We start from the raw sequence: 22,574 nt of genomic DNA, 5'->3' as shown, positions 1-22,574 counted from the left end.
CAGCCCACCGTGTTGCGCCATCGCCGCGCAGGCCGCGGACATCGCGCAGGGTCTCCTAGCTTCCAGGCGTCCCCGCCGCGCTTGTCCAACCGGCCAGTCAGCGAACAGCTGCCATCGATGGGCCTGGTCAGAGCGCCTCGAAGATTCCTGCCGCGCCCATGCCGGTCCCGATGCACATCGTGACCATGCCGTACTTGTGGCCATGGCGACGCATGCCGTGGACGATGGTGGCCGTGCGCACCGCGCCGGTCGCACCGAGTGGGTGCCCGAGTGCAATGGCGCCGCCCAGCGGATTCACCTTGGCGGGGTCGAGTTCGCAATCACGAATGACGGCCAGCGCCTGCGCGGCGAAGGCCTCGTTGAGCTCGATCCAGTCCAGCTGCTCCCTGGTGATGCCAGCCTGTTTCAGGGCTTTTGGAATGGCTGCGATCGGGCCGATGCCCATGATCTCGGGAGGCACCCCTGCGACCGAAAAACTGACCAGCCGCGCCAGCGGCGTCAAGCCGTAATCCTTGATTGCCTGCTCCGACGCAAGCAGCACGCCGGCGGCGCCGTCGCTCATCTGGGAGCTGTTTCCGGCAGTGACCGTGCCGCCGAACTGGCCATTGCGGAACACGGGCTTGAGGCGCGCCAGGCTTTCCGGCGAGGAATCCGCGCGCGGCCCTTCGTCGGTATCGACGACGGCGCGACGCAACAGGATGCTGCCGCTGGCACCGGGCACGTGCGAATCGATCGAATAGGGGCTGATCTCCTGCGCGAACTCACCCGCCCCGATGGCCGCGATCGCCTTCTGGTGGGAGGCGAGGGCGAAGGCATCCTGCTCCTCACGCGACACCTTCCATTGTTCGGCGACCTTTTCGGCGGTGATGCCCATGCCATAGGCGATGGCGACGTTGTCGGTGCTGAAGACGGACGGCGCCAGCGCGACCTTGTTGCCCATCATCGGCACCATGGACATCGACTCGGTTCCGCCCGCGAGCATCAGGTCGGCATGGCCCAGCCGGATCTGGTCGGCGGCAAGCGACACCGCCTGCAATCCCGACGAACAGAAGCGATTGATCGTCTGCGCCGCGATGGTGTGGGGCAGGCCCGCGAGCAGAACGCCGATGCGGGCGACATTCATGCCTTGCTCGCCCTCGGGCATCGCGCAGCCGATGATCGCGTCGTCGATGCGGCCGACATCGATCCCGGGCGCCTGGGCGACGACCGAACGCAGGACGTGCGCGAGCATGTCGTCCGGGCGCGTATTGCGGAACATGCCGCGCGGCGCCTTGCCCACCGGTGTGCGGGTGGCGGCGACGATGTAGGCCTCTTGTACTTGTCTGGACATCCGCTTGTTCCTCGATGGGTGTCGCTGGTTCGTGTCTGGGGGGAATCGACCTGCGTGGTGCGATCCGGTCAATTCCGCAGTGGCTTGCCCGTCTTGAGCATGTGGGCGATGCGCTCCTGGGTCTTCGGCATCTGCGCCAGCGCCACGAATTCCCTCCGTTCCAGCGTCAACAACCAGTCTTCGTCCACCAGCGTGCCGCGATCGACCTCGCCGCCGCACAGAACGGTGGCGATGCGTGTCGCGATCTCGAAGTCGTGTTCGGAGATGAAGCGGCCTTCGAGCATGTTGACCAGCAGCATCTTGAAGGTCGCGATCCCGACATCACCTGCCACCGCGATCCGGCGTGCGGGGAGCGGCGGGCGGTAGCCGCCGTCCGCCAGTGCCAGCGCCTGCTGCCGGGCGACGTGCAGCAGTTCGTACGCGTTGAAGGTCACCAGGTCGCCGGCGCGCAGCAGGCCAAGTTCCTTTGCCTCCATGGCGGAGGTGGATGCCTTCGCCATGGCCACCGCCTCGAATGCCGGCTTCAGGTGGGCAAAGACATCGCCCCCGGGGCCGGCTGCCTGCGAGGCCCTCACCGCGAATTCCTTCAGGCCGCCACCGGCTGGAAGCAGCCCCACGCCAGCTTCCACCAGGCCGATGTAGCTCTCCAGGTGCGCCACCGTGCGGGTGGCGTGCATCTGGAACTCGCAGCCGCCGCCCAATGCCAATCCACGCACGGCCGCCACCACGGGCACCAGCGCGTACTTGATCCGCTGGCTGGTGGCCTGGAAGTTGGCGACCATCGACTCAAAGCCAGCGATGTTGCCGGCCTGCAGCAGCCCCAGCGCGCCCGCGAGGTCGGCGCCAGCGGAGAAGGGCTCCTTCGGCTGCCACAGCACCATCGCCGTGAAGTCGCGCTCGGCGATCGCGATGGCCTGCTGCAGCCCGTCCATCACATGGTCATTGACCGTGTGCAGCTTGGTCTTGAACGAGGCCACCGCGACGCCATCGCCGTCATGCCAAAGCCGCAGACCGTCGTTTTCGAAGACGGTTTCGCCTGGATCGAAGCGCTCGCCCAGGACCGGATCGGGGAATCGCTGGCGCTTGTACACAGCCAGCCCCGAGCGGGGCAGCTTGGCATTCCGCGCCGGGCTGAAGCTGCCTTCGGCACCATGCACGCCGTCGCGTCCGTCGAACACCCAATCCGGTAGCGGCGCCGTGCTCATGGCCTCTCCCGCGACGATGTCTTCCGCGATCCAGTCGGCAACCTGTTTCCAGCCCGCGGCCTGCCAGGTCTCGAACGGTCCCTGCGACCAGCCATAACCCCAGCGGATGGCGAGGTCGACATCCCGCGCGGTGTCTGCAATCTCGCCCAGGTGGTAGGCGCTGTAATGGAACAGATCCCTGAAGACGGCCCAGAGGAATCGGGCCTGCGGGTCGCTGCTGCCGTGCAGTGCCGCCATCCGTTTGGCCGGATCGCGCTCCTTCAGGATGGCTGCAACCTCTGGATGGACGTCGCCGGCGCTGGGCCGGTAAGCGGCCGTCGCCGGGTCCAGCACGAGGATGTCCTTGCCCTGCCTGGTGTAGATGCCGGCGCCCGATTTCTGTCCAAGTGCTCCCTTCGCGACCAGTGCATCCAGCCAGGCCGGCGCCTTGAAACCGGCGTGCCATGGATCGTCCGGCAAGGTCTCTGCCATCGTCCGGATGACATGTCCCATGGTGTCCAGGCCGACGACATCCGCCGTGCGGTAGGTCGCCGACTTCGGCCGGCCGATTGCCGGGCCGGTCAATGCATCGACGGTGTCGAATCCGAGTTTCGATGCGGCCGTGTGGTGCATCGTCGCCAGGATCGAAAAGACCCCAATGCGGTTGCCGATGAAGTTGGGGGTATCGCGGGCGTACACGACGCCCTTGCCGAGCACGGTTGTCAGGAATGTCTCCAGGGCCTGGAGGACGTCGGCATCCGTCGTGCGGGCCGGGATCAGTTCCGCCAGGTGCATGTAGCGCGGCGGATTGAAGAAATGCACGCCGCAGAAGCGGTGGCGCAACTGCTCGGGCAGCACGTCGGCCAGGGCATTGATGCCCAGGCCCGATGTGTTGCTGGCCAGCACGGCGTGGTCGGGAACGAACGGCGCGATCCTGCGATACAGGTCCTGCTTCCAGTCCATCCGCTCGGCGATCGCCTCGATGACCAGATCGCAGTCGCGCAGCAGTTCCAGACCGTCGTCGTAGTTGGCCGGCGTGATCGCATCGGCCAGCGACTGGCTGGCGAGCGGGGCAGGCGACAGCCTTGCCAGGCCGGCGATGGCCTTGATCGCCACCCCGCTGGGATTCCCTTCCTTGGCTGGCAGGTCGAACAACACCGTGTCGATGCCGGCATTGGTGAGGTGGGCGGCGATCTGTGCGCCCATGACGCCGGCGCCAAGGACAGCCGCACGTTTGACGAGCAATGTCTTAAGCATGTTTGGCAAGCCTTTGTATTTAATTGGATTCAGCGTGCAGGCCAGCGGCCGCAAACGCGATCAGTTCGCGTGCGGCACGTTCGCGGTGGGCGGCCTCGGATACTCCGGAGCGCCGTTTGATCATTCCGAAATCGGCCATGGCGTAGGTCAGCGCGCCCGACAGGAAATCCAGCCGCCAGTACAGGGTTTCCTTGCCCAGCGATGGGACGCAACTGGCGATTGCCTTGGCGAATTCGCGCAGCACGTGACCGTACTGGTCCGACAGGAACCGGCGCAGGCTGTCGTTCTTCTCGGCATAGGCGCGGGCAATCACGCGAATGAACGCCCCTCCGCCATGGCGATCCTGGGCCAGCGCGAGCGCCGGCTCCACGAATGCCGCCAGCACCGCTTCGAGGTCGCAACTGCCGGATTCGACCACCGCATGCAGCCGGGCGAGGCGCTGGGCGCTCATCTCGTCCATGCGCCGCCGGAAGACCTCGTTGACGAGGTTTTCCTTGCTGCCGAAGTGGTAATTGACCGCCGCGATGTTGACGTCGGCCTTGCTCGTCACCTGGCGCAGCGACGTGCCGCTGAATCCGAACTGGGCGAAGAGCTCCTCGGCGGCGCCGAGGATGCGGTCCTTGGTGGAAAAGTGCGTGGTGGACACCATTGTCGAGCCTGAATCAAACGCTTGTTTGATCGTATGCCCGTCCTCGCCCGGGGTCAAACGAAAGGATTTGTTTTCCGGCGTGCAACGCACGCATCGCTTCCGGTAGAATCACTGCAGCCGTATCGGCTAAACCCGCGTTTTGACGCGGGTTTTTCTGTTATCCTCGGGCCGCGAACATCATGTTCCGCGGCCCGCCTTGCCCGGAGAAATTCCCCATGGCGCTGGAGCGCACCCTCTCGATCATCAAGCCCGACGGCGTTTCCAAGAACGTCATCGGTGAAATCTATTCCCGCTTCGAAAAAGCCGGCCTCAAGATCGTGGCCGCGCGGATGAAGCAGCTGTCGCGCCAGGAAGCTGAAGGCTTCTACGCAGTGCATCGCGAGCGTCCGTTCTTCAATGCCCTGGTCGACTTCATGAGCTCCGGCCCGGTCATGATCCAGGTGCTCGAAGGCGAGGGCGCCGTCGCGAAGAATCGCGACCTGATGGGAGCGACCAATCCCAAGGACGCCGCGGCGGGCACCATCCGCGCCGACTTCGCCGACAGCATCGACGCCAACGCCGTGCACGGTTCGGATTCACTGGAAAACGCCGCCGTCGAAATCGCCTATTTCTTCCCGGCGACCGACGTCCACGCACGCTGAGACAACGCAACAGATGACCGCCACGCCGACCAGGACCATCGACATCGTAGTCGCCGACAACGCGAATGCCGCGACGTCGACCGTGGCGGACAGGCCGGAAATCGCGGTGGGGTCGGGGAGGAATCTCTTCGACCTCGACCGCATCCAGCTCGAGGATTTCTTCGAGCAGGTGCTGGGCGAGAAGCGCTATCGGGCCCACCAGGTCATGAAGTGGATCCATCATCGGTACGTCACCGATTTCGCGGACATGACGGATCTTGGCAAGGCCTTGCGTGCGAAGCTCGAGCAGCAGGCGCACGTCCAGCCGCCAATGGTCGTCTTCGACAAGGCGTCGACCGACGGCACCCACAAATGGTTGCTGGGAATGGACCCGCGCAATGCGATCGAGACGGTTTACATCCCGGACAAGGGGCGAGGGACGCTTTGCGTCTCATCGCAGGTTGGCTGCGCGTTGAATTGCCAGTTCTGTTCCACCGCGACCCAGGGATTCAACCGCAACCTGTCCACGGCCGAGATCATCGGCCAGGTCTGGGTGGCCGCGCGCCACCTGGGCAACGTGCCGCACCAGCGGCGCAAGCTCACCAACGTCGTGATGATGGGCATGGGCGAGCCGCTCATGAACTTCGACAATGTCGTGCGCGCCATGAGCATCATGCGCGACGACCTCGGTTACGGCCTGGCCAACAAACGCGTCACCCTGTCCACGGCAGGGATGGTTCCGATGATCGATCGGCTCGGCGAGGAGAGCGATGTCTCGCTTGCGGTGTCGCTGCACGCGGCAGACGATGACCTGCGCAGCGAACTCGTCCCGCTCAACAGGAAATACCCGATCGCGGAACTCATGGCGGCCTGCCAGCGCTACGTGGCACGCAAGCCGCGCTCCTCGATCACCTTCGAGTACACGCTGATGAAGGGCGTCAACGACCAGCCGCAGCATGCCCTCAAGCTGGCAAGCCTCATGCGCCAGTTCGGCAACGCCGCACAGATGAAGGATGCGGCGAAGGTCAACCTCATTCCGTTCAATCCGTTTCCCGGAACCCGTTTCGAACGATCCACCGACGACGACATCCGGGCATTCCAGCAGGCGTTGCAGGCGAAGAATATCCTCACCACGGTGCGGCGCACGCGTGGCGACGACATCGACGCGGCATGCGGGCAACTGAAAGGGCAGGTCAATGATCGCACCCGGCGCCAGGCTGAATTCCGCAAGACCTTGCAGGCGCAGGGAGTCGGCGATGCGGCTGCTTGAGCGCATTGCCCTGTTGCTGCTGGTCACGCTGGCCGCCGGAAGCTGTTCGCGGCTGACCTTCGTCAAGCCGAATCTGAAGCGCCACAACTACCAGCAGGTGACGCCTGATTACAACATCCGCGACGACCCGCGCGACGCGCAGCGGGTGGCAGCGATCGACCATGTCGCCGTCGCCGAGCAGCATCTTGGTGCGGGCCAGCTGGACGAGGCGCAGACCGAGGTCCAGGCGGCGCTGAAATCCGATCCGAAGTCCGTCAACGCCTACATCCTGATGGGGATGATCGCGGAGCAGCGGGGCAACAATGCCGCGGCCGGCGGCTACTACGCGAAGGCCGTGGCATTGGCCCCCACTCGTGGGACGGCACTCAACAACTATGGCGCGTGGTTATGCGGCAATGGTCGGGCGGCCGAGTCCCTCGCCATGTTCGATCGAACCCTCGCTGACCCGGAATACAGGACTCCTGCGGGGGCACTGGCAAACGCCGGGTCCTGCGCCATCACGGCCGGACAGGACCAGGCCGCGGCCAGATATCTCCAGGGTGCATTGCAGATGGATCCGGCCAGCCCGGTGGCGCTTGCGGCGATGGCAAGCCTGCAGTTCAAGCAGGGCAACTACCTCCAGGCCCGGGCTTTTTCGGAGAGGCGGCTGTCCGTAGCGCCCGCCAGCGTCACAGTGTTACAACTTGCGTCACAAATCGAACAGAAACTCGGCGACACCGCTGCAGCGGCCCGATATGTTCAGCGCATCGGGCAGGAATTTCCGCAAGCGCGGCCCGTCTCGCCAGGGGATGCGAGCCAACGATGATGCAGGCCAATCCATTGCTGCCTGACAACTCCATGCCGGAAGGCGACAGGGGTTGCGGGGTTCGGTTGCGCCGGGCGCGGGAAGCCGCGGGCCTGACCCAGTCCGACGTCGCCAGCCGGCTGAAGATGCCGGTCAGCGTGGTTCAGTCCCTCGAAATCGAGGACTGGAGTCGCCTGGGCGCTCCGGTATTCGTCCGGGGCCAGCTGCGCAGCTACTCGCGCCTCCTGGGACTCATGACGGCGCCGATGGTTGCAGCCTCGGGCGTCGGTACGGTCGAGCCGCCGGTACTGGTCCCGAGAACCTATACGCCTCCGATGCAGCGCCTCGCCGAACAGCTGGCCAGGCGACTGGTCTATGTCGTGCTGACCGCTGCGATCATCGTCCCGGTCTGGCTGGCGACGCGCCCGCACCTGGGCATCGTCGCGCATGATTCGGCTCCGCTGGACGTACCGGTCGATCCCAGGGCGATCAATATCGGCGCCGCGGATGAGGCGGCCGCCACGCAGGATCCGCGACCGCTCGTCGCCTCGCTGGCACCCATGGGGTCGACAGCTTCCGACGGTGAACTGTCGTTGCGCCTGAGCGCCGACAGCTGGGTGCAGGTCACCGCGCCGGACGGGCATCTGGTTCGGAAGTCGCTGGTGCGGGCCGGAGAAGAACTGCGCTATCCGCTCGAGGATGTCGGTGGCGTCGTGCTCGGAAACGCCTCGGCTGTCACGGTGCGCCGCAACGGCACGCCAGTGGACCTCACGCCGTACCTGCGCTCGAATGTGGCGCGCTTTACGGTATCCTCTGCCGGTTCCCTCTCGCCTGTCGCCGACTGATTGCCCGTCGGCCCTCGGGCCGCGAGGCAGTCCACCCACCGGCGCCTGTCCTGGCGTCCGGCAACAGGCAGCAAGACACCGGCATGGCAATCGACGACCTGCTCGACGAGCATGAGCAAAGTGAAAAAGTCCGAAGCTGGCTGAGAGCCAACGGCGCCGGCCTGATTGGTGGCGTGGTCCTCGGCCTGGCTTTGATAGGCGGATGGCAATGGTGGCAGGGACAGCAGCAGCAGGCGCGCATCCAGACCGCCGAGCATTACCAGGCCGCCCTGGACATGATCCAGGCAAGGCAGTTCAAGCCAGCGCAGGCACGGTTGGCATCGCTGTCCAATCCCGCATTCTCGACGATGGCCGCCCTCGAGCTCGCCAAGGCGCAGCTCGATGCAGGACAACGCGATGCGGCGATCGCGACGCTGCGCGCGGCCAAGCCGGCCGAGCCGGCGTTGGCCGCTGTCGTGTCGCAACGACTTGCGCGCCTGCTGATTGACTCAGGCAAGGCGGCGGATGCCCTCAAGCTGTTGCCCGCCGACACCGTCGATCCCGAAGCGCTGCAGGTTCGCGGAGACGCTGAGTTCGCGCTTGGCCATGTCGACCGCGCGCGCGCATCGTACGCCCTGGCCCTGACTCACCTGGATGTCGCTGCACCACAGCGCCGCCTGATCGAATTGAAACTCTCCGAAGTCGGCGGCGCGCCCGCACAGCCCGAGGCAAAGACTTGATGAAGCTCGCTGATGACACATCCGTAACCCGCACGAATACCGCTCGCGTCGCGCATTCGACGCCTGTCGCCACGATGCATCGCCGTGGATGGCAGTTCGGTGCCGTCGTGCTCGCCGCAGCCGTGGCGCTGGGCGGCTGCAGCAGCGTCAAGAACCTGTTTACGAGCAAGAAGGACGCTGCACTGAAGCCGGCGAAGCTGGTGGAGTTCACTCCGTCGGCGACAGTCGTGCGCCTGTGGTCGGCCAAGGCCGGGAAGGGCGAGGGACTCATCGGCGCCAGGCAAGGGCCGGTCATTGCCGATGGCCATGTATACGCCGCCGCCATCCGTGGTGGCGTGCATGCGTTCGATCTCCAGACCGGTGCGTCCCTGTGGCATTTCGACTCGAAGCTGCCGTTGTCCGGCGGCCCGGGCGTGGGCGACGGGCTTGTCGTCGCCGGCAGCCTGGAAGGCGACGTGGTTGCCCTGGATGCGGCCACCGGTGCGCAGAAGTGGACGGCCAAGGTCGCCAATGAAGTCATCGCCGCTCCGACCGTCGGGCAGGGCCTTGTGTTTGTCCATTCCAACGACGGCCGCGTGACGGCATTCGACGAAGCGAGCGGCCAGCGTCGCTGGTTCTGGGAGCACGAAATGCCACCGCTGACCGTGCGCGGCAACGATGCACCGGTGCTGGGGCCAGGCTACGTGTTCGTTGGCAACGATGACGGCACGATGACTGCCCTGGCGGTTTCCGATGGCCACCCGGTCTGGCAGCAGACCGTTGCCGAAGCGGAAGGTCGCACCGAACTCGAACGGATGGCCGATGTGGACGGCAGCCCCGTGCTGGAAGGCACAACGCTGTACGCCACCAGCTTCAAGGGCGAGACCGTAGCCCTGGACGCGCCGACCGGCCGCCCGTCGTGGACACACGATGCGGGCGGCCCGGGCCGGCCGGGTGTCTCCGCTGACCGCGTCGTCGTCTCCGGTGCCTCCGGCACGGTCTGGGGCCTGGACAAGGCGAGCGGCAGTGGCCTCTGGCAGCAGGACGGACTGCTTCGCCGCAACGCCACGGCTCCCGCCATCCAGGGGGACTACGCCGTCGTCGGTGACTACGATGGCTACCTGCATTGGCTCAAGCTGTCAGATGGCGCCTTTGCCGCGCGCATGCGCATGGGCAAGGATGCCGTCCGCGCCGCGCCTGTCGTGTCCGACGGTATCCTTGTCGTCCAGGATACCGATGGCCGCATCAACGCTTATCGCCTGGGCCAATAGGAACCGGCGTAGCGACGGACGCGACGCCGAACCGGTGTTGCGCAGTAGTCGTCCTGCTGCCAACACCTGCCCCGGCACTGCCATCCCATCCGGGCTGGCTCGCAGTCCTGCAACCTGATTCCGGCCACCAATGCTCCCTCTCGTCGCGCTCGTCGGTCGTCCCAACGTTGGTAAATCGACGTTGTTCAATGCGTTGACGCGCACCCGCGACGCGCTCGTCCATGACGAGCCCGGCGTGACCCGCGACCGCAATTACGGCGTGTGCCGCCTGGATCCCGAGCATCCCTTCGTGCTGGTCGATACCGGCGGTATCGATGGCAGCGACGAGGGCCTTGCGGGCGCGACAGCGCGCCAGTCGCGGGCAGCAGCGACCGAGGCCGACCTGATCCTGTTCATCGTCGACGGCCGCGAAGGCCCATCGACGCTCGATGACGACATCCTGGCGTGGCTTCGCAAGATCGACACGCCGACATTCCTGGTCGTCAACAAGACCGACGGCATCGATGCGCAGACCGCGGTCGCGGAATTCGCGCGTTACGGCATCAAGGACGTGCTGCCGGTGTCGTCGGCGCACCGGCAGGGCGTCGATACGCTACTCGCACGAGTCATCGCCCAGTTGCCGGCGGACGGCGATGCGGAGATCCTCGACAACGATCCGGAGCGCATCCGGATTGCATTCGTCGGCAGGCCAAACGTCGGCAAGTCGACCTTGGTGAATCGCATCCTCGGCGAGGACCGCATGATCGCGTCGGACGTGCCGGGCACGACCCGCGACTCGATCGCGGTCGACCTGGAACGCGACGGACACAAATATCGCCTGATCGATACCGCCGGCCTGCGACGCCGCGGAAAGGTCGAGGAGGCAATCGAGAAATTCTCGGTCGTGAAGACCCTGCAGGCGATCGAACACTGCCAGGTGGCCGTGATCATGCTCGATGCGGGCGAAGGCGTCACCGACCAGGATGCGACGGTGCTGGGCGCGGTGCTGGATGCCGGCCGCGCACTCGTCATCGCCGTCAACAAATGGGACGGCCAGAGCGACTACCAGCGCAAGCAGACAGACTCACTGGTGGAGCGCAAGCTCGGATTCGTCAATTGGGCGGAGTCCATGCACATCTCGGCCCTGCATGGATCAGGTCTTCGCGAACTGTTCAAGGCGATCCATCGCGCGCACAGGTCGGCCACGCACAAGTTCAGCACCGCCGAAGTCACCAAGGCGCTCGAGGTTGCCTACGAGACCAACCCGCCGCCCGTGGTGCGCGGTCATGTCGCCAAGTTGCGTTTCGCGCATCCGGGCGGCGAGAACCCGCCCACGTTCATCGTGCATGGCAATCGCCTGCGGACCTTGTCCGACACCTACCGGCGATACCTCGAGAATTTCTTCCGCAAGCGCTTCAAGCTGGTCGGGACGCCCGTGCGTTTCGTCTTCAAGGAAGGCGAGAATCCGTACAAGGACAAGAAGAACGTCCTGTCCGAGAAGCAGATCGCGAAGAAGCGCCGCCTGATCCGGCACGTCAAACGCGGGAAGTGAACGTCGCCGACGTCAGCCTCGGCATCCTGGCCGGCGGCCGCGCCACGCGGCTGGGCGGAATCGACAAAGCCTGGCTGCAACGTGACGGCAAGGCGCAGGTGTCGCGGATCGCCCAGAGGTTCGAAGGACGGGTCGCGTCATTGCTTGTCAGCGCAAACCAGCAACTGCATCGCCATGCCGCGCTGGGGCTGGCAGTCATTGTCGACACGCATCGTGATATCGGCCCGATGGGCGGGCTGGATGCATTGGTCTCGAACTGCCGCACGCCGTGGTTGCTCACCGTTCCGGTCGACCTGGTCGACGTCAACGACTGCCTGCTGCCGACGCTGTGGGCCCATGCTGGCGGCGCCGGGGCATTCGCCATCGATGATGACGGCCCACAGCCGCTGGTGGCGCTGTGGCGCGTCGACGGCGTTCATTCGACAGTCGCGGACGCGATTTCCCGCAAGGACTTCAGCATGCACGCCCTGCAGTCGCGATTGCGCATGACAGCGGTGCGTTGCGCCGGCGTTCGATTCGGCAACCTCAACACGCCGTCGGACCTGGCGACGGCGAACATCGACGCCTCCCCATGACCGGTTTCCCGACCCGGGTGACGTTTGCGCAGGCGCAATCGATCGTCGACACCGTCGCCCGACTGCACCCGATGCCGACGGAAACTGTCGGCCTGTCGGATGCCCACGGCAGGATCGCATCCCGGGACGTCGTCTCACCGTTGCCATTGCCGCCGTTCGACAACAGCGCGATGGATGGTTTTGCGTTCCGGCACGCGGATCTTGGCGATGCGTCGACGAGCGGGTTGAAGATCGTCGGTGAACAATTCGCAGGCCCCGCAAACGCAGGCCGGATCGGCGCGGGCGAATGCATCCGCATCACCACGGGGGCGCCGATCCCCGAGGGCGCGGATACCGTCGTCATGCGGGAAATGACACGTCTGGAAGGCGGGCGGATCCACATCGCCGATCCGGTGCGGCAGGGGGCACACATCCGGCGCGCGGGCGAGGATGTGCGCCCCGGCGACCTGGTCGTCCCACGTGGCACGCTGCTGACGCCCGCCCGCGTCTCCATGCTCGCGGCGATGGGGCAGCCGCAGGTCATGGTGTCGCAACGACCCACCGTGGCGGTGTTCACCACCGGCGACGAACTCGTCGAACCAGGATTGCCGTTGCGGATCGGCGAGATCTACAACAGCAATCGTGCATTGCTGATGGGCCTGCTCCGCGACGAAGGACTGCAGCCGGTGGCCTGGCCGACCTTGCCCGATGACCCGGCACGGATGGCGTCGGCATTGCTGGATGCCGCCTCCAGTTTCGACCTCGTCCTGACCTGCGGCGCGGTGTCGGCGGGCGAGAAGGACTTCATCCCCGGGTTGCTGCGATCGCAGGGCGCCGTGCACCTGTGGAAGGTGCTGATGAAGCCGGGCATGCCGCTCTTGTTCGGCTCGATGCGGCGCGCGCGCTTCCTCGGGCTGCCGGGCAATCCGGTATCGGTGCTGGCGACCTGGCTCACGCTGGGGCGCACGTTGCTCGACGGGTTGCAGGGCAGGGAAGGCCCGCGTGACGTCTGGCATGCGCGCCTGACCGATGCCTTCGACAAGCGCCACGCGCGACGCGAGTTCCTGCGTGGCCGCCTGCGTTCGGGCGCGGACGGCAGCCTGCAGGTCACGCCAGAGCCGGCCGACGGGTCGCACCGGCTTGGCGCCGCCGCCCGGTCGGATGCATTGATCGTGTTGCCGGAGGGTGAGCGCCTGTTCGAGGCCGGCTGTGTCGTCGATGTGCTGCCTTACTGAGCGCATCGACCGATAATGACGCGATGAGCCCTCGCGAAATCAGCCCGGAGGATGCGCAGGCGCGACTGGACGCCGGTGCGATCCTGATCGACGTCCGCGAGGACCACGAGCGCGCACTGGGTTCGGCGAAGGGCGCGCGCGGCATCGACCATGCATCGATCGCCGCCGCACCAAATGTCCATTTGCCCGATCGCGCCGCCGAAGTGCTGCTGATCTGCCAGGGTGGCCGCAGGTCGCTGATGACGGCGCAACTGCTGGCCGACAACGGCTATGCGAACGTCGTTTCGATCACGGGCGGAACGTCGGCATGGGAAGCCCGCGGCCTGCCGATGAGCCGTCCGGATATCGACGCCGACTTCTCCGATCGCTACTCGCGGCATCTCGTCCTGCCCGAAGTCGGCCTCGCGGGGCAGCAGCGGCTCGCCGAGGCAAGCATCCTGCTGGTCGGGGCCGGCGGGCTGGGCTCACCCGCCGCCCTGTACCTGGCCGCGGCAGGTGTCGGCACGCTGCGCCTGGTGGATGACGACGTCGTGGATCGCAGCAACCTGCAACGCCAGGTGCTGCACACCGAAGCGCGCATCGGCCAGCTGAAGGTCGCGTCGGCCGCCGTTGCACTGTCGGCCCTGAATCCGCGCACGCGCATCGAAGCCATCGGCGAGCGCCTGACCAGCGCCAACGTCGAGCAACACCTGCAGGGCGTCGACGTCGCCATCGATGGCGCCGACAACTTCCCGGCCCGCTACCTGCTCAATGACGCCTGCGTGCATCTTGGCGTGCCGCTGGTGTACGGGGCGGTGCATCGCTTCCACGGACAGGCGAGCGTGTTCGATGCCGGACGACGACGCGGAATCGCCCCCTGCTATCGCTGTCTCTTCGCCGAGCCGCCGTCCGCGGATGCGGCCCCCAACTGCGCGCAGGCCGGCGTGCTGGGAGTGCTGCCAGGCGTTATTGGCCTGCTGCAGGCAACCGAGGCGATCAAGCTGATCCTTGGCATCGGCGAGTCGCTGGCCGGGCGATTGCTGCAGTTCGACGCATTGACGATGCGTTTCCGCGAGACCCGGCTGGCGCCGGACCCGGAATGTGCGGTGTGCGCCCCCGGACGGAAATGGCAGGGCTATGTCGACTACCAGCGTTTCTGCACCGCTGGCTGATCCGCGCGGTCAGCCCTTCGGCTGATGCTGCTGGACGGAGGCGAACGCGGCAAGTTGCTCGGGCGTGGCCTGCGTCTGGTGCAGATCCTTCCATTGCGCGAATGGCATCCCGTAGACGGCTTCCCGCGCATCGTCCCGCGTCAGCGCCCTGCCTTGTGCCTCGGCTGCTTCCCGGTACCAGTCGGACAGGCAATTGCGACAGAACCCGGCAAGGATCATCAGCTCGATGTTCTGCACGTCGGGTCGGTCGCGCATCAGGTGGACGAGCAGGCGACGGAACACGGCGGCTTCAATGGCCGTGGTGTCGGAATCAGGGGTGTTCATGGCGGCAGGGTCGGGTCAGGATCGGCGATAATGCGCGGCCCGACTCTAGCGCAGCATCGGCCCCGACCGCATGACAGCCATCGCGCACGAAGCCCCATCGGCCCGGATCCTCGACGGCAAGCGTATTGCCGATGCGTTGCTGGATTCCCTGAAGGCACAGGTCGACGCGCGCATCGCCGCCGGCAAGTCGCGGCCGGGCCTTGCGGTGGTGCTGGTCGGCAATGATCCCGCCTCGGGCGTCTACGTGCGCAACAAGCGCCGCGCGGCGGAAAAGGTCGGCATCCGTGCGATCGACTACGACCTGCCCGCAGACACCAGCGACGCCGACCTGCTGGCGTTGATCGACGAACTCAACGCCGATCCCGCCGTCCACGGCATTTTGGTGCAATTGCCCTTGCCCGACCGGCGCGATGCGACCGCATTGATCCACCGTATCCATCCGGGCAAGGACGTCGATGGTTTCCATCCGGAAAACGTCGGACACCTGGCGCTGCGCCAGTTCGGGCTGCGCCCGTGCACGCCGCGCGGGATCACCACGCTGCTCGGGTGGACCGACCGACCGGTCCGCGGCGCCAGCGCGACCATTGTGGGCGTCAGCAACCACGTCGGCCGGCCGATGGCGCTGGAACTGCTGATTGCCGGCTGCACGGTGACCTGCTGCCACAAGTTCACCCCGCCAGCGGTCCTGGAAGCCAGTGTGCGCGGTGCCGACATCCTGGTGGTGGCGGTCGGCCGCCCTGCGCTGATTCCGGGAGAGTGGGTCAAGCCGGGGGCAGTCGTGATCGACGTCGGCATCAACCGGCTCGACGACGGTCGCCTGGTGGGCGATGTCGGCTTCGCGGCCGCCGCGCAGCGCGCCAGCTGGATCACGCCCGTCCCGGGCGGCGTTGGACCGATGACGGTTGCGACGCTGATGCAGAACACGCTGGAAGCGGCGCAGGCGGCGGACCGGTAGGGGGTTTGCGGGTCGCGGCGCGGCTTGGGAATGGGGTGCTGGGTGTCCGACTGTTACCGCTCGTTTCCAGGTTTCCATGGCGCGCGGCGGCGCGGCCTGCTTGGCTGTAATCCATAGGTTCTCGCGGCGCGCTACAATGGCGCGCTTCATTCCCCCGGACCGGCCCATGCTGCGCATCCAGGCTGAAGCACTGACGTACGACGATGTTTCCCTCGTCCCAGCGCATTCGGTCGTCCTGCCCAAGGACGTCTCGCTTTCCACCCAGCTGACCCGCGACCTGCGGCTCAACCTGCCGATCCTCGCCGCGGCCATGGATACCGTGACCGAAGCACGCCTGGCCATCGCCATGGCGCAATTGGGCGGCATCGGCATCATCCACAAGAACATGTCGCTCGAACGCCAGGCGGCGGAAGTCGCGCGGGTCAAGAAGTTCGAGGCCGGCGTGATCCGGGAGCCGTTCACCGTCGGTCCCGAAACGACCATCGGCGAAGTCCTCAAATTGACGCGGGCCCGCAACATCTCCGGGGTGCCGGTCGTGGACGACGATGGCCACCTGGTGGGCATCGTCACCGGTCGCGACATGCGCTTCGAGAAGAAGCTCGATGATCCGGTCCGCCACATCATGACCAAGAAGGATCGCCTGGTGACCGTGCGCGAAGGCGCCACGGACGACGAGGTCATCCAGCTGCTGCACAGGCACCGCATCGAGAAAGTCCTTGTCGTGAACGATGACTTCGCGTTGCGCGGCCTCATCACCGTCAAGGACATCCAGAAGAAGTCCGACAACCCCAATGCCGCCTACGACAGCAGCGAGCGGTTGCTGGTCGGCGCGGCGGTCGGGGTGGGCGGCGACACCGAGCAGCGCATCGAGGCACTCGTCGCCGCTGGCGTGGATGTGATCATCGTCGACACCGCGCATGGCCATTCGCAGGGCGTGATCGATCGCGTCGCCTGGGCGACGAAGCGCTTCCCGAAACTGCAGGTCGTCGGTGGCAACATCGTCACCGGCGATGCCGCGCTCGCGTTGATGGATGCCGGTGCTGGCGCGGTCAAGGTCGGCGTGGGCCCAGGCTCGATCTGCACGACGCGCATCGTCGCCGGGGTCGGCGTTCCGCAGATCACGGCGGTGGCGATGGTGGCCAACGCACTGCAGGACCGCATCCCGCTGATCGCCGATGGCGGCATCCGGTTTTCCGGCGACATCGGCAAGGCACTCGTTGCCGGCGCCTCCACGGTCATGGTCGGCGGGCTCTTCGCCGGCACCGAGGAAGCTCCCGGCGAAATCGAACTGTTCCAGGGCCGCAGCTACAAGAGCTATCGCGGCATGGGCTCGCTCGGCGCCATGGAAAAGGGATCCAAGGATCGCTACTTCCAGGATGCGTCCGACGCCGACAAGCTCGTCCCCGAAGGCATCGAAGGCCGGGTGCCGTATCGCGGTCCGCTGGGCGGCGTCGTGCACCAGCTCGCGGGCGGATTGCGCGCGACCATGGGCTACGTTGGCTGCGCGACCATCGAGGAGATGCGGACCAAGCCGTCGTTCGTGAAGGTCACCGGGGCAGGGCAGCAGGAAAGCCACGTCCACGACGTGCAGATCACCAAGGAACCGCCGAATTACCGCATGGGTTGATTGCCGGCTCCACTGTTGAACGCTTTTTTTGACGGAACACCATGACCGACCTGCACAGCGACGACATCCATGCTGACCGCATCCTGATCCTGGATTTCGGCGCGCAATACACCCAATTGATCGCCCGGCGCATCCGCGAAATCGGCGTGTACTGCGAAGTCTGGGCGTGGGACCACGACCCGGACGAGATCGCCAGGTTCGCACCAAAGGGCGTGATCCTGTCCGGTGGCCCGGAATCGACCACCGAGTTCGGTTCGCCCAGGGCGCCGCAGCAGGTCTTCGACTCCGGCGTTCCGATCCTGGGCATCTGCTACGGCATGCAGACGCTGGCCATGCAACTGGGCGGCGCGACCGAGGCGGCGGACGCGCGCGAGTTCGGCCACGCGCAGGTCGAGCTCATCGCGCACGACGCGTTGCTGGACGGACTGAAGGACCATCCGGGCTCGCCACCGCGGCTCGACGTCTGGATGAGCCATGGCGACCACGTGTCGGTCGCACCGCCCGGCTTCGTCGTGACGGCGCGCACCGATCGCATTCCCGTCGCGGCGATGGCCGACGACGAACGTCGCTGGTACGGCGTGCAGTTCCATCCCGAAGTCACCCACACCAAGTCCGGCCAGGCGTTGTTGCGGCGATTCGTCGTCGATATCTGCGGCTGCAAGACGCTGTGGACGGCCGAACACATCATCGACGACCAGATCGCGCGCGTGCGCGGGAAGGTCGGCAAGGATGAGGTCATCCTCGGTCTGTCGGGCGGTGTGGATTCCTCCGTGGTCGCGGCGCTGCTGCACAAGGCGATCGGTAACCAGCTGACCTGCGTGTTCGTCGATACCGGCCTGCTGCGCTGGCAGGAAGGCGACCAGGTCATGGCGACGTTCGCCGGGGCATCCGACACGCACGGCCTGGGCATCAAGGTGATCCGCGTCGATGCCGCCGATCGCTACTTCGCCGCATTGCAGGGCGTCGCCGATCCGGAGGCCAAGCGCAAGATCATCGGCAGGCTCTTCGTGGAGATCTTCGACGAGGAGTCGCGCAAGCTGGGCAATGCCAAATGGCTGGCGCAGGGCACCATCTATCCCGATGTCATCGAGTCGGCCGGCAGCAAGACCGGCAAGGCGCATGTCATCAAGAGCCACCACAACGTTGGCGGCCTGCCCGCCGACATGGCGCTGGGGCTGATCGAGCCCTTGCGCGAGTTGTTCAAGGACGAGGTCCGCCGGCTGGGCGTGGAACTCGGGTTGCCGGAAGCGATGGTGCATCGCCATCCGTTCCCCGGACCCGGACTCGGCGTTCGCATCCTGGGCGAAGTCAAACCCGAATATGCGCAACTGCTCGCGCGCGCTGACGCCATCTTCATCGATGAACTGCGCGCTGCTGGCCTGTACGACAAGACCAGCCAGGCGTTCGCCGTCTTCCTGCCGGTGAAGTCGGTCGGCGTCGTCGGCGATGCCCGCGCATACGAATGGGTGATCGCGCTGCGCGCCGTGGAGACGGTCGACTTCATGACGGCGCACTGGGCCCACCTGCCGTACGAATTCCTGGGCAAGGTATCCAACCGCATCATCAATGAGATCCGCGGGATTTCGCGCGTCGTGTACGACATCAGCGGAAAGCCGCCCGCAACCATCGAGTGGGAATGAGCGACGGCGCCGACGAGCGCTGGATGCGGCGTGCGCTTGAACTTGCCGGCAGCGCCGAACAGGCCGACGAGGTTCCGGTCGGCGCGGTCCTGCTGTCGCCTGCTGGCGATGTCATCGGCGAAGGCTGGAACCGCAACATCAGCGACCACGATCCCACCGCGCATGCCGAGATCATCGCCATGCGCCAAGCTGGCATGCGCCTCGGCAATCATCGGCTGGTCGGCTGCACCCTGTACGTGACGCTCGAGCCCTGCGCGATGTGCGCCATGGCCATGATCCATGCCCGCATCGCACGACTGGTCTTCGGCGCCGCCGATCCGAAGACAGGAGCCGCGGGAAGCGTGTTCGACCTGCTGGCCGATCCGCGCCACAACCACCGTGTGCTGGTGCAGGGCGGGGTACTCGCGCAGGAAACAGGCGCGCGCCTGACCAATTACTTCCGCAGCAAGCGCGGCAAGCCGGTCGAATGACATCGCGTCGTCACCAATGCGGATTCGATCGAATGTCCTGGGCTATGATCGCCCGACACAACTAGTCCAAGCGCATGGCAGCCAACCCTGAAACAGAAGGACGACTGATCTGGATCGACCTGGAGATGACCGGGCTCGACACGGACCAGGATTCGATCCTCGAGATCGCCACGATCGTCACCGATTCGCAGCTCAACATCCTCGCGACCGGTCCCGAGTTGTCGATCGCGCAGTCGCTGTCCACGCTCGAGTCGATGGACGACTGGAACCGGAAGCAGCACATGAAGTCCGGCCTCTGGCACCGCGTGCTGGAGGAGGGCGTCGGCATGGCGGACGCCGAAGCTCGCACGCTGTCGTTCCTGCAGGAATGGGTGCCGGCGAATGCGTCGCCGATGTGCGGCAATTCGATCTGCCAGGACCGCCGCTTCCTGCATCGGCTGATGCCGAAACTCGAGCAGCACTTCCACTACCGCAACCTGGATGTCAGCACGCTGAAGGAACTGGCGCGACGCTGGGCCCCGCAGGTACTGGCGGGCATGCGCAAGGAATCCGCGCACACCGCATTGAGCGATGTCCGCGATTCGATCGATGAGTTGCGCTACTACCGCAAGAACCTGGCCGCGCTCGTCGGCATTCCCTGATCGGCAGGCCCTGATCGGAAGTCCGTGAACTGCCGGCCCGCGATATCGCGGGCCGGCGTTGACCGCTTACCGCGCCTTGGACTTGGCCAGCTGCAACCATGTGTCGACGACGGTGTCGGGGTTGAGCGACATCGATTCGATGCCTTGCTCCATCAGCCACTCGGCCAGGTCGGGATGGTCCGAGGGCCCCTGGCCGCAGATGCCGATGTATTTGCCCTTGGCGCGCGCGGCGCTGATCGCCATCGAGAGCATCTTCTTGACGGCCGGATCGCGCTCGTCGAAGAGGCTCGCGACGATCGCCGAATCGCGGTCCAGGCCCAGGGTCAGTTGCGTCAGGTCGTTGGAGCCGATCGAGAAACCGTCGAACAATTCCAGGAATTCGTCGGCCAGCAATGCATTGGACGGGACTTCGCACATCATGATGACCTTGAGTCCATCCATGCCCTTCTGAAGGCCGTTCTCCGCCAGCACGTCGAGCACCTTGCGGCCTTCGCCAAGGGTGCGCACGAAGGGGATCATCACCCACAGGTTGTCGAGCCCCATCTCGTTGCGCACCTTGCGCACGGCGCGGCATTCCAGCGCGAAGGCGTCCTTGAACGACGGGTCGACGTAACGGCTGGCGCCGCGGAAGCCGATCATCGGGTTTTCTTCGTGCGGCTCGTAGCGACTGCCACCGATCAGGTTGGCGTATTCGTTGGTCTTGAAGTCCGACAGGCGGACGATGACCGGGTTCGGCGCGACCGATGCGGTGATCGTCGCGATGCCTTCGGCGAGCCTGTCGACGTAGAAATCGACTGGCGTGGAATAACCCGCCATGCGCTCGTCGATTTTCTTTTTCGTCGCCGCATCCTGTTGCGCATATTCGAGCAGGGCCTTGGGATGCACGCCGATGTGGCTGGCGATGATCATTTCCAGTCGCGCCAGGCCGATGCCGGCGTTGGGCAGCATGCCGAAGTCGAAGGCGCGATCCGGATTGGCGACATTCATCATGATCTTGAGCGGGGCGGGCGGCATGTTGCCCAGGTCGGTCGTGGTGCGGTCGAAGGGCAGGGCGCCTTCGAAGATGAAACCCGTGTCGCCCTCCGCGCAGCTGATCGTGACCAGGCTGCCGTCGACGATCCGGTCCAGCGCATCGCCGGTCCCGACCACTGCCGGCACGCCCAGTTCGCGCGCGATGATCGCGGCATGGCAGGTACGCCCGCCACGGTTGGTGACAATGGCCGACGCGCGCTTCATGACCGGTTCCCAGTCGGGATCGGTCATGTCGGCAACGAGCACGTCGCCGGGCTGCACATGGTTCATGTCGCTCAGCTTGCGCACCACGCGTGCGACACCGCTGCCGATCTTCTGGCCGATCGCGCGACCCTCTGCAATGACCTTGCCGCGCTCGAGCAGCGTATAGCGCTCGATCTGCGTCGCGTGGCCGCGCGACTTCACCGTTTCCGGGCGCGCCTGCACGATGAACAATTTCCCGGTGACACCGTCCTTCGCCCATTCGATATCCATCGGGCGATCGTAGTGCTGCTCGATCACCAGCGCCTGTCGCGCCAGTTCGTGCACATCTTCGTCGGAGATGGAGAAACGGCTGCACAACTCCGGCGGCGTCGCCTCGTTGCGCACGCGCTCGCCAGCCTGGTCCGAATACACCATGCGGATCTGCTTGGTCCCAAGTGATCGACGCAAAATGGCGGGTTTTCCAAGGCGCAGCGTCGGCTTGTAGACGTAGAACTCGTCCGGATTGACCGCGCCCTGGACCACGTTCTCGCCAAGGCCGTAGCTGGAGGTGATGAACACCACATCGCGGAAGCCCGACTCGGTATCCAGGGTGAACAACACGCCCGAGGCGCCGATATCGGAGCGCACCATCAGCTGCACGCCGGCCGACAGGAAGACGTCCTCGTGCTTGAAGCCGTGATGGACCCGGTAGGCGATCGCACGATCGTTGTAGAGGCTGGCGAACACCTCCCTGACCTTCAATGCCACGTCGGCGGCGCCGGTGACATTGAGATAGGTTTCCTGCTGGCCGGCGAATGACGCATCCGGCAGGTCCTCCGCAGTCGCCGAGGAACGCACGGCAACGGCGATCTCGCCTCCGTTCTCGTCGCACAGCCGGCGGTAGGCGGTTTCGAGGTCGCGCTCAAGATCGGGCTGCAGCGGCGACTCGATCACCCAGCGGCGGATTTCCGCGCCAGCCGCACTCAGTGCGGGGACGTCCTCGACATCCAGCGGCGCCAGTCGATCGAAGATTCGATGCTCGAGATCATTGTGGGCGATGAAGGCCCGGAAGGCGTCGGCAGTAGTGGCGAATCCCCCGGGGACCGAGACGCCGAGGCCGGCCAACTCGCCGATCATTTCACCCAGCGAGGAATTCTTGCCGCCCACCTGTGCCAGATCGGACAGTCGCAGGTCTTGCAGCCACAGGATATTGGCGCTCAAAGCGGTCACTCCGGATGTTCGGTGGGGGAGGGCGGGCAGGCTTCGGCCCAAACGCTTATTTTAGCAACCCAGCCTGCCGCGGCGCTTGCCGCATCGACGGAG

20 protein-coding genes are annotated in these 22,574 nt (G+C 65.8%); 15 read left to right on the top strand and 5 right to left on the bottom strand.

Going from position 1 to position 22,574, the window contains the following annotated elements; translation table 11 throughout:
- Positions 1 to 127: 127 nt before the first annotated feature.
- The 3 genes from GST15_RS03475 to GST15_RS03465 form a co-directional block, all read right to left on the bottom strand.
- Positions 128 to 1,330 (bottom strand): acetyl-CoA C-acyltransferase, encoded by a 1,203-nt coding sequence (locus GST15_RS03475; RefSeq protein WP_159015864.1) that lies wholly within the window; start codon positions 1,328 to 1,330, stop codon positions 128 to 130.
- A gap of 68 nt (positions 1,331 to 1,398) precedes the next feature.
- Positions 1,399 to 3,771, bottom strand: coding sequence for a 3-hydroxyacyl-CoA dehydrogenase/enoyl-CoA hydratase family protein (locus GST15_RS03470; RefSeq protein ID WP_159015863.1), 2,373 nt, complete (start codon positions 3,769 to 3,771; stop codon positions 1,399 to 1,401).
- A 19-nt stretch (positions 3,772 to 3,790) separates the two neighbouring features.
- Positions 3,791 to 4,420: a TetR/AcrR family transcriptional regulator gene (locus GST15_RS03465; protein ID WP_159015862.1), complete on the bottom strand. Its 630-nt coding sequence runs from the start codon at positions 4,418 to 4,420 to the stop codon at positions 3,791 to 3,793.
- A gap of 215 nt (positions 4,421 to 4,635) precedes the next feature.
- On the opposite strand from GST15_RS03465, the gene ndk reads away from it, so the two are divergent.
- The 10 genes from ndk (at position 4,636) to moeB (ending at position 14,379) form a co-directional block, all read left to right on the top strand.
- Positions 4,636 to 5,061 (top strand): nucleoside-diphosphate kinase, encoded by a 426-nt coding sequence (ndk, locus tag GST15_RS03460; RefSeq protein WP_159015861.1) that lies wholly within the window; start codon positions 4,636 to 4,638, stop codon positions 5,059 to 5,061.
- 13 nt (positions 5,062 to 5,074) lie between these two features.
- Positions 5,075 to 6,310 carry a dual-specificity RNA methyltransferase RlmN gene (gene rlmN / locus GST15_RS03455; RefSeq protein WP_159015860.1) on the top strand — a complete coding sequence of 412 codons (1,236 nt, stop codon included), beginning with the start codon at positions 5,075 to 5,077 and terminating at the stop codon, positions 6,308 to 6,310.
- Entirely contained in the window at positions 6,297 to 7,115 is an 819-nt protein-coding gene (gene pilW / locus GST15_RS03450) for a type IV pilus biogenesis/stability protein PilW (protein WP_159015859.1), read from the top strand. The genes rlmN and pilW overlap by 14 nt, the downstream gene beginning before the upstream one ends.
- The gene (locus tag GST15_RS03445; protein WP_233263036.1) at positions 7,112 to 7,939 is read left to right on the top strand and encodes a helix-turn-helix domain-containing protein; all 828 of its coding nucleotides are present in this window, start codon (positions 7,112 to 7,114) and stop codon (positions 7,937 to 7,939) included. Before pilW ends, GST15_RS03445 begins: the two co-directional genes overlap by 4 nt.
- Before the next feature lie 83 nt (positions 7,940 to 8,022).
- Positions 8,023 to 8,658, top strand: a complete 636-nt coding sequence (locus GST15_RS03440; RefSeq protein ID WP_159015858.1) for a YfgM family protein — start codon at positions 8,023 to 8,025, stop codon at positions 8,656 to 8,658.
- Between the two features lie 74 nt (positions 8,659 to 8,732).
- Entirely contained in the window at positions 8,733 to 9,908 is a 1,176-nt protein-coding gene (gene bamB / locus GST15_RS03435; protein WP_159015857.1) for an outer membrane protein assembly factor BamB, read from the top strand.
- 130 nt (positions 9,909 to 10,038) lie between these two features.
- A complete protein-coding gene (der, locus tag GST15_RS03430) occupies positions 10,039 to 11,439 on the top strand; it encodes a ribosome biogenesis GTPase Der (RefSeq protein WP_159015856.1) in 1,401 nt (466 codons plus the stop codon).
- A complete protein-coding gene (mobA, locus tag GST15_RS03425; protein ID WP_159015855.1) occupies positions 11,436 to 12,014 on the top strand; it encodes a molybdenum cofactor guanylyltransferase in 579 nt (192 codons plus the stop codon). Before der ends, mobA begins: the two co-directional genes overlap by 4 nt.
- Positions 12,011 to 13,228, top strand: a complete 1,218-nt coding sequence (locus tag GST15_RS03420; RefSeq protein WP_159015854.1) for a molybdopterin molybdotransferase MoeA — start codon at positions 12,011 to 12,013, stop codon at positions 13,226 to 13,228. The genes mobA and GST15_RS03420 overlap by 4 nt, the downstream gene beginning before the upstream one ends.
- Positions 13,229 to 13,251: 23 nt before the next feature.
- Positions 13,252 to 14,379 carry a molybdopterin-synthase adenylyltransferase MoeB gene (moeB, locus tag GST15_RS03415; RefSeq protein ID WP_159015853.1) on the top strand — a complete coding sequence of 376 codons (1,128 nt, stop codon included), beginning with the start codon at positions 13,252 to 13,254 and terminating at the stop codon, positions 14,377 to 14,379.
- A gap of 9 nt (positions 14,380 to 14,388) precedes the next feature.
- On the opposite strand, the gene GST15_RS03410 is transcribed toward moeB, so the two are convergent.
- Positions 14,389 to 14,703 (bottom strand): DUF1244 domain-containing protein, encoded by a 315-nt coding sequence (locus GST15_RS03410; protein ID WP_159015852.1) that lies wholly within the window; start codon positions 14,701 to 14,703, stop codon positions 14,389 to 14,391.
- Between the two features lie 70 nt (positions 14,704 to 14,773).
- On the opposite strand from GST15_RS03410, the gene folD reads away from it, so the two are divergent.
- The 5 genes from folD (at position 14,774) to orn (ending at position 20,036) form a co-directional block, all read left to right on the top strand.
- On the top strand, positions 14,774 to 15,658 hold the full coding sequence (gene folD / locus GST15_RS03405) for a bifunctional methylenetetrahydrofolate dehydrogenase/methenyltetrahydrofolate cyclohydrolase FolD (protein ID WP_159015851.1): 885 nt from the start codon (positions 14,774 to 14,776) through the stop codon (positions 15,656 to 15,658).
- Positions 15,659 to 15,824: 166 nt separating this feature from the next.
- Positions 15,825 to 17,285, top strand: coding sequence for an IMP dehydrogenase (gene guaB / locus GST15_RS03400; protein WP_159015850.1), 1,461 nt, complete (start codon positions 15,825 to 15,827; stop codon positions 17,283 to 17,285).
- Between the two features lie 41 nt (positions 17,286 to 17,326).
- Positions 17,327 to 18,925 (top strand): glutamine-hydrolyzing GMP synthase, encoded by a 1,599-nt coding sequence (gene guaA / locus GST15_RS03395; RefSeq protein WP_159015849.1) that lies wholly within the window; start codon positions 17,327 to 17,329, stop codon positions 18,923 to 18,925.
- On the top strand, positions 18,922 to 19,395 hold the full coding sequence (gene tadA, locus GST15_RS03390) for a tRNA adenosine(34) deaminase TadA (protein WP_159015848.1): 474 nt from the start codon (positions 18,922 to 18,924) through the stop codon (positions 19,393 to 19,395). Before guaA ends, tadA begins: the two co-directional genes overlap by 4 nt.
- A gap of 74 nt (positions 19,396 to 19,469) precedes the next feature.
- Positions 19,470 to 20,036, top strand: coding sequence for an oligoribonuclease (gene orn / locus GST15_RS03385; protein ID WP_159015847.1), 567 nt, complete (start codon positions 19,470 to 19,472; stop codon positions 20,034 to 20,036).
- A 66-nt stretch (positions 20,037 to 20,102) separates the two neighbouring features.
- Here orn and ppsA read toward each other — a convergent pair whose 3' ends face one another.
- On the bottom strand, positions 20,103 to 22,472 hold the full coding sequence (gene ppsA, locus GST15_RS03380; RefSeq protein ID WP_159015846.1) for a phosphoenolpyruvate synthase: 2,370 nt from the start codon (positions 22,470 to 22,472) through the stop codon (positions 20,103 to 20,105).
- Between the last annotated feature and the right edge of the window lie 102 nt (positions 22,473 to 22,574).

Source organism: Cognatiluteimonas profundi (assembly GCF_009792795.1).
Classification (GTDB): domain Bacteria; phylum Pseudomonadota; class Gammaproteobacteria; order Xanthomonadales; family Xanthomonadaceae; genus Cognatiluteimonas; species Cognatiluteimonas profundi.
This window is presented reverse-complemented; position numbering and strand designations above follow the sequence as displayed.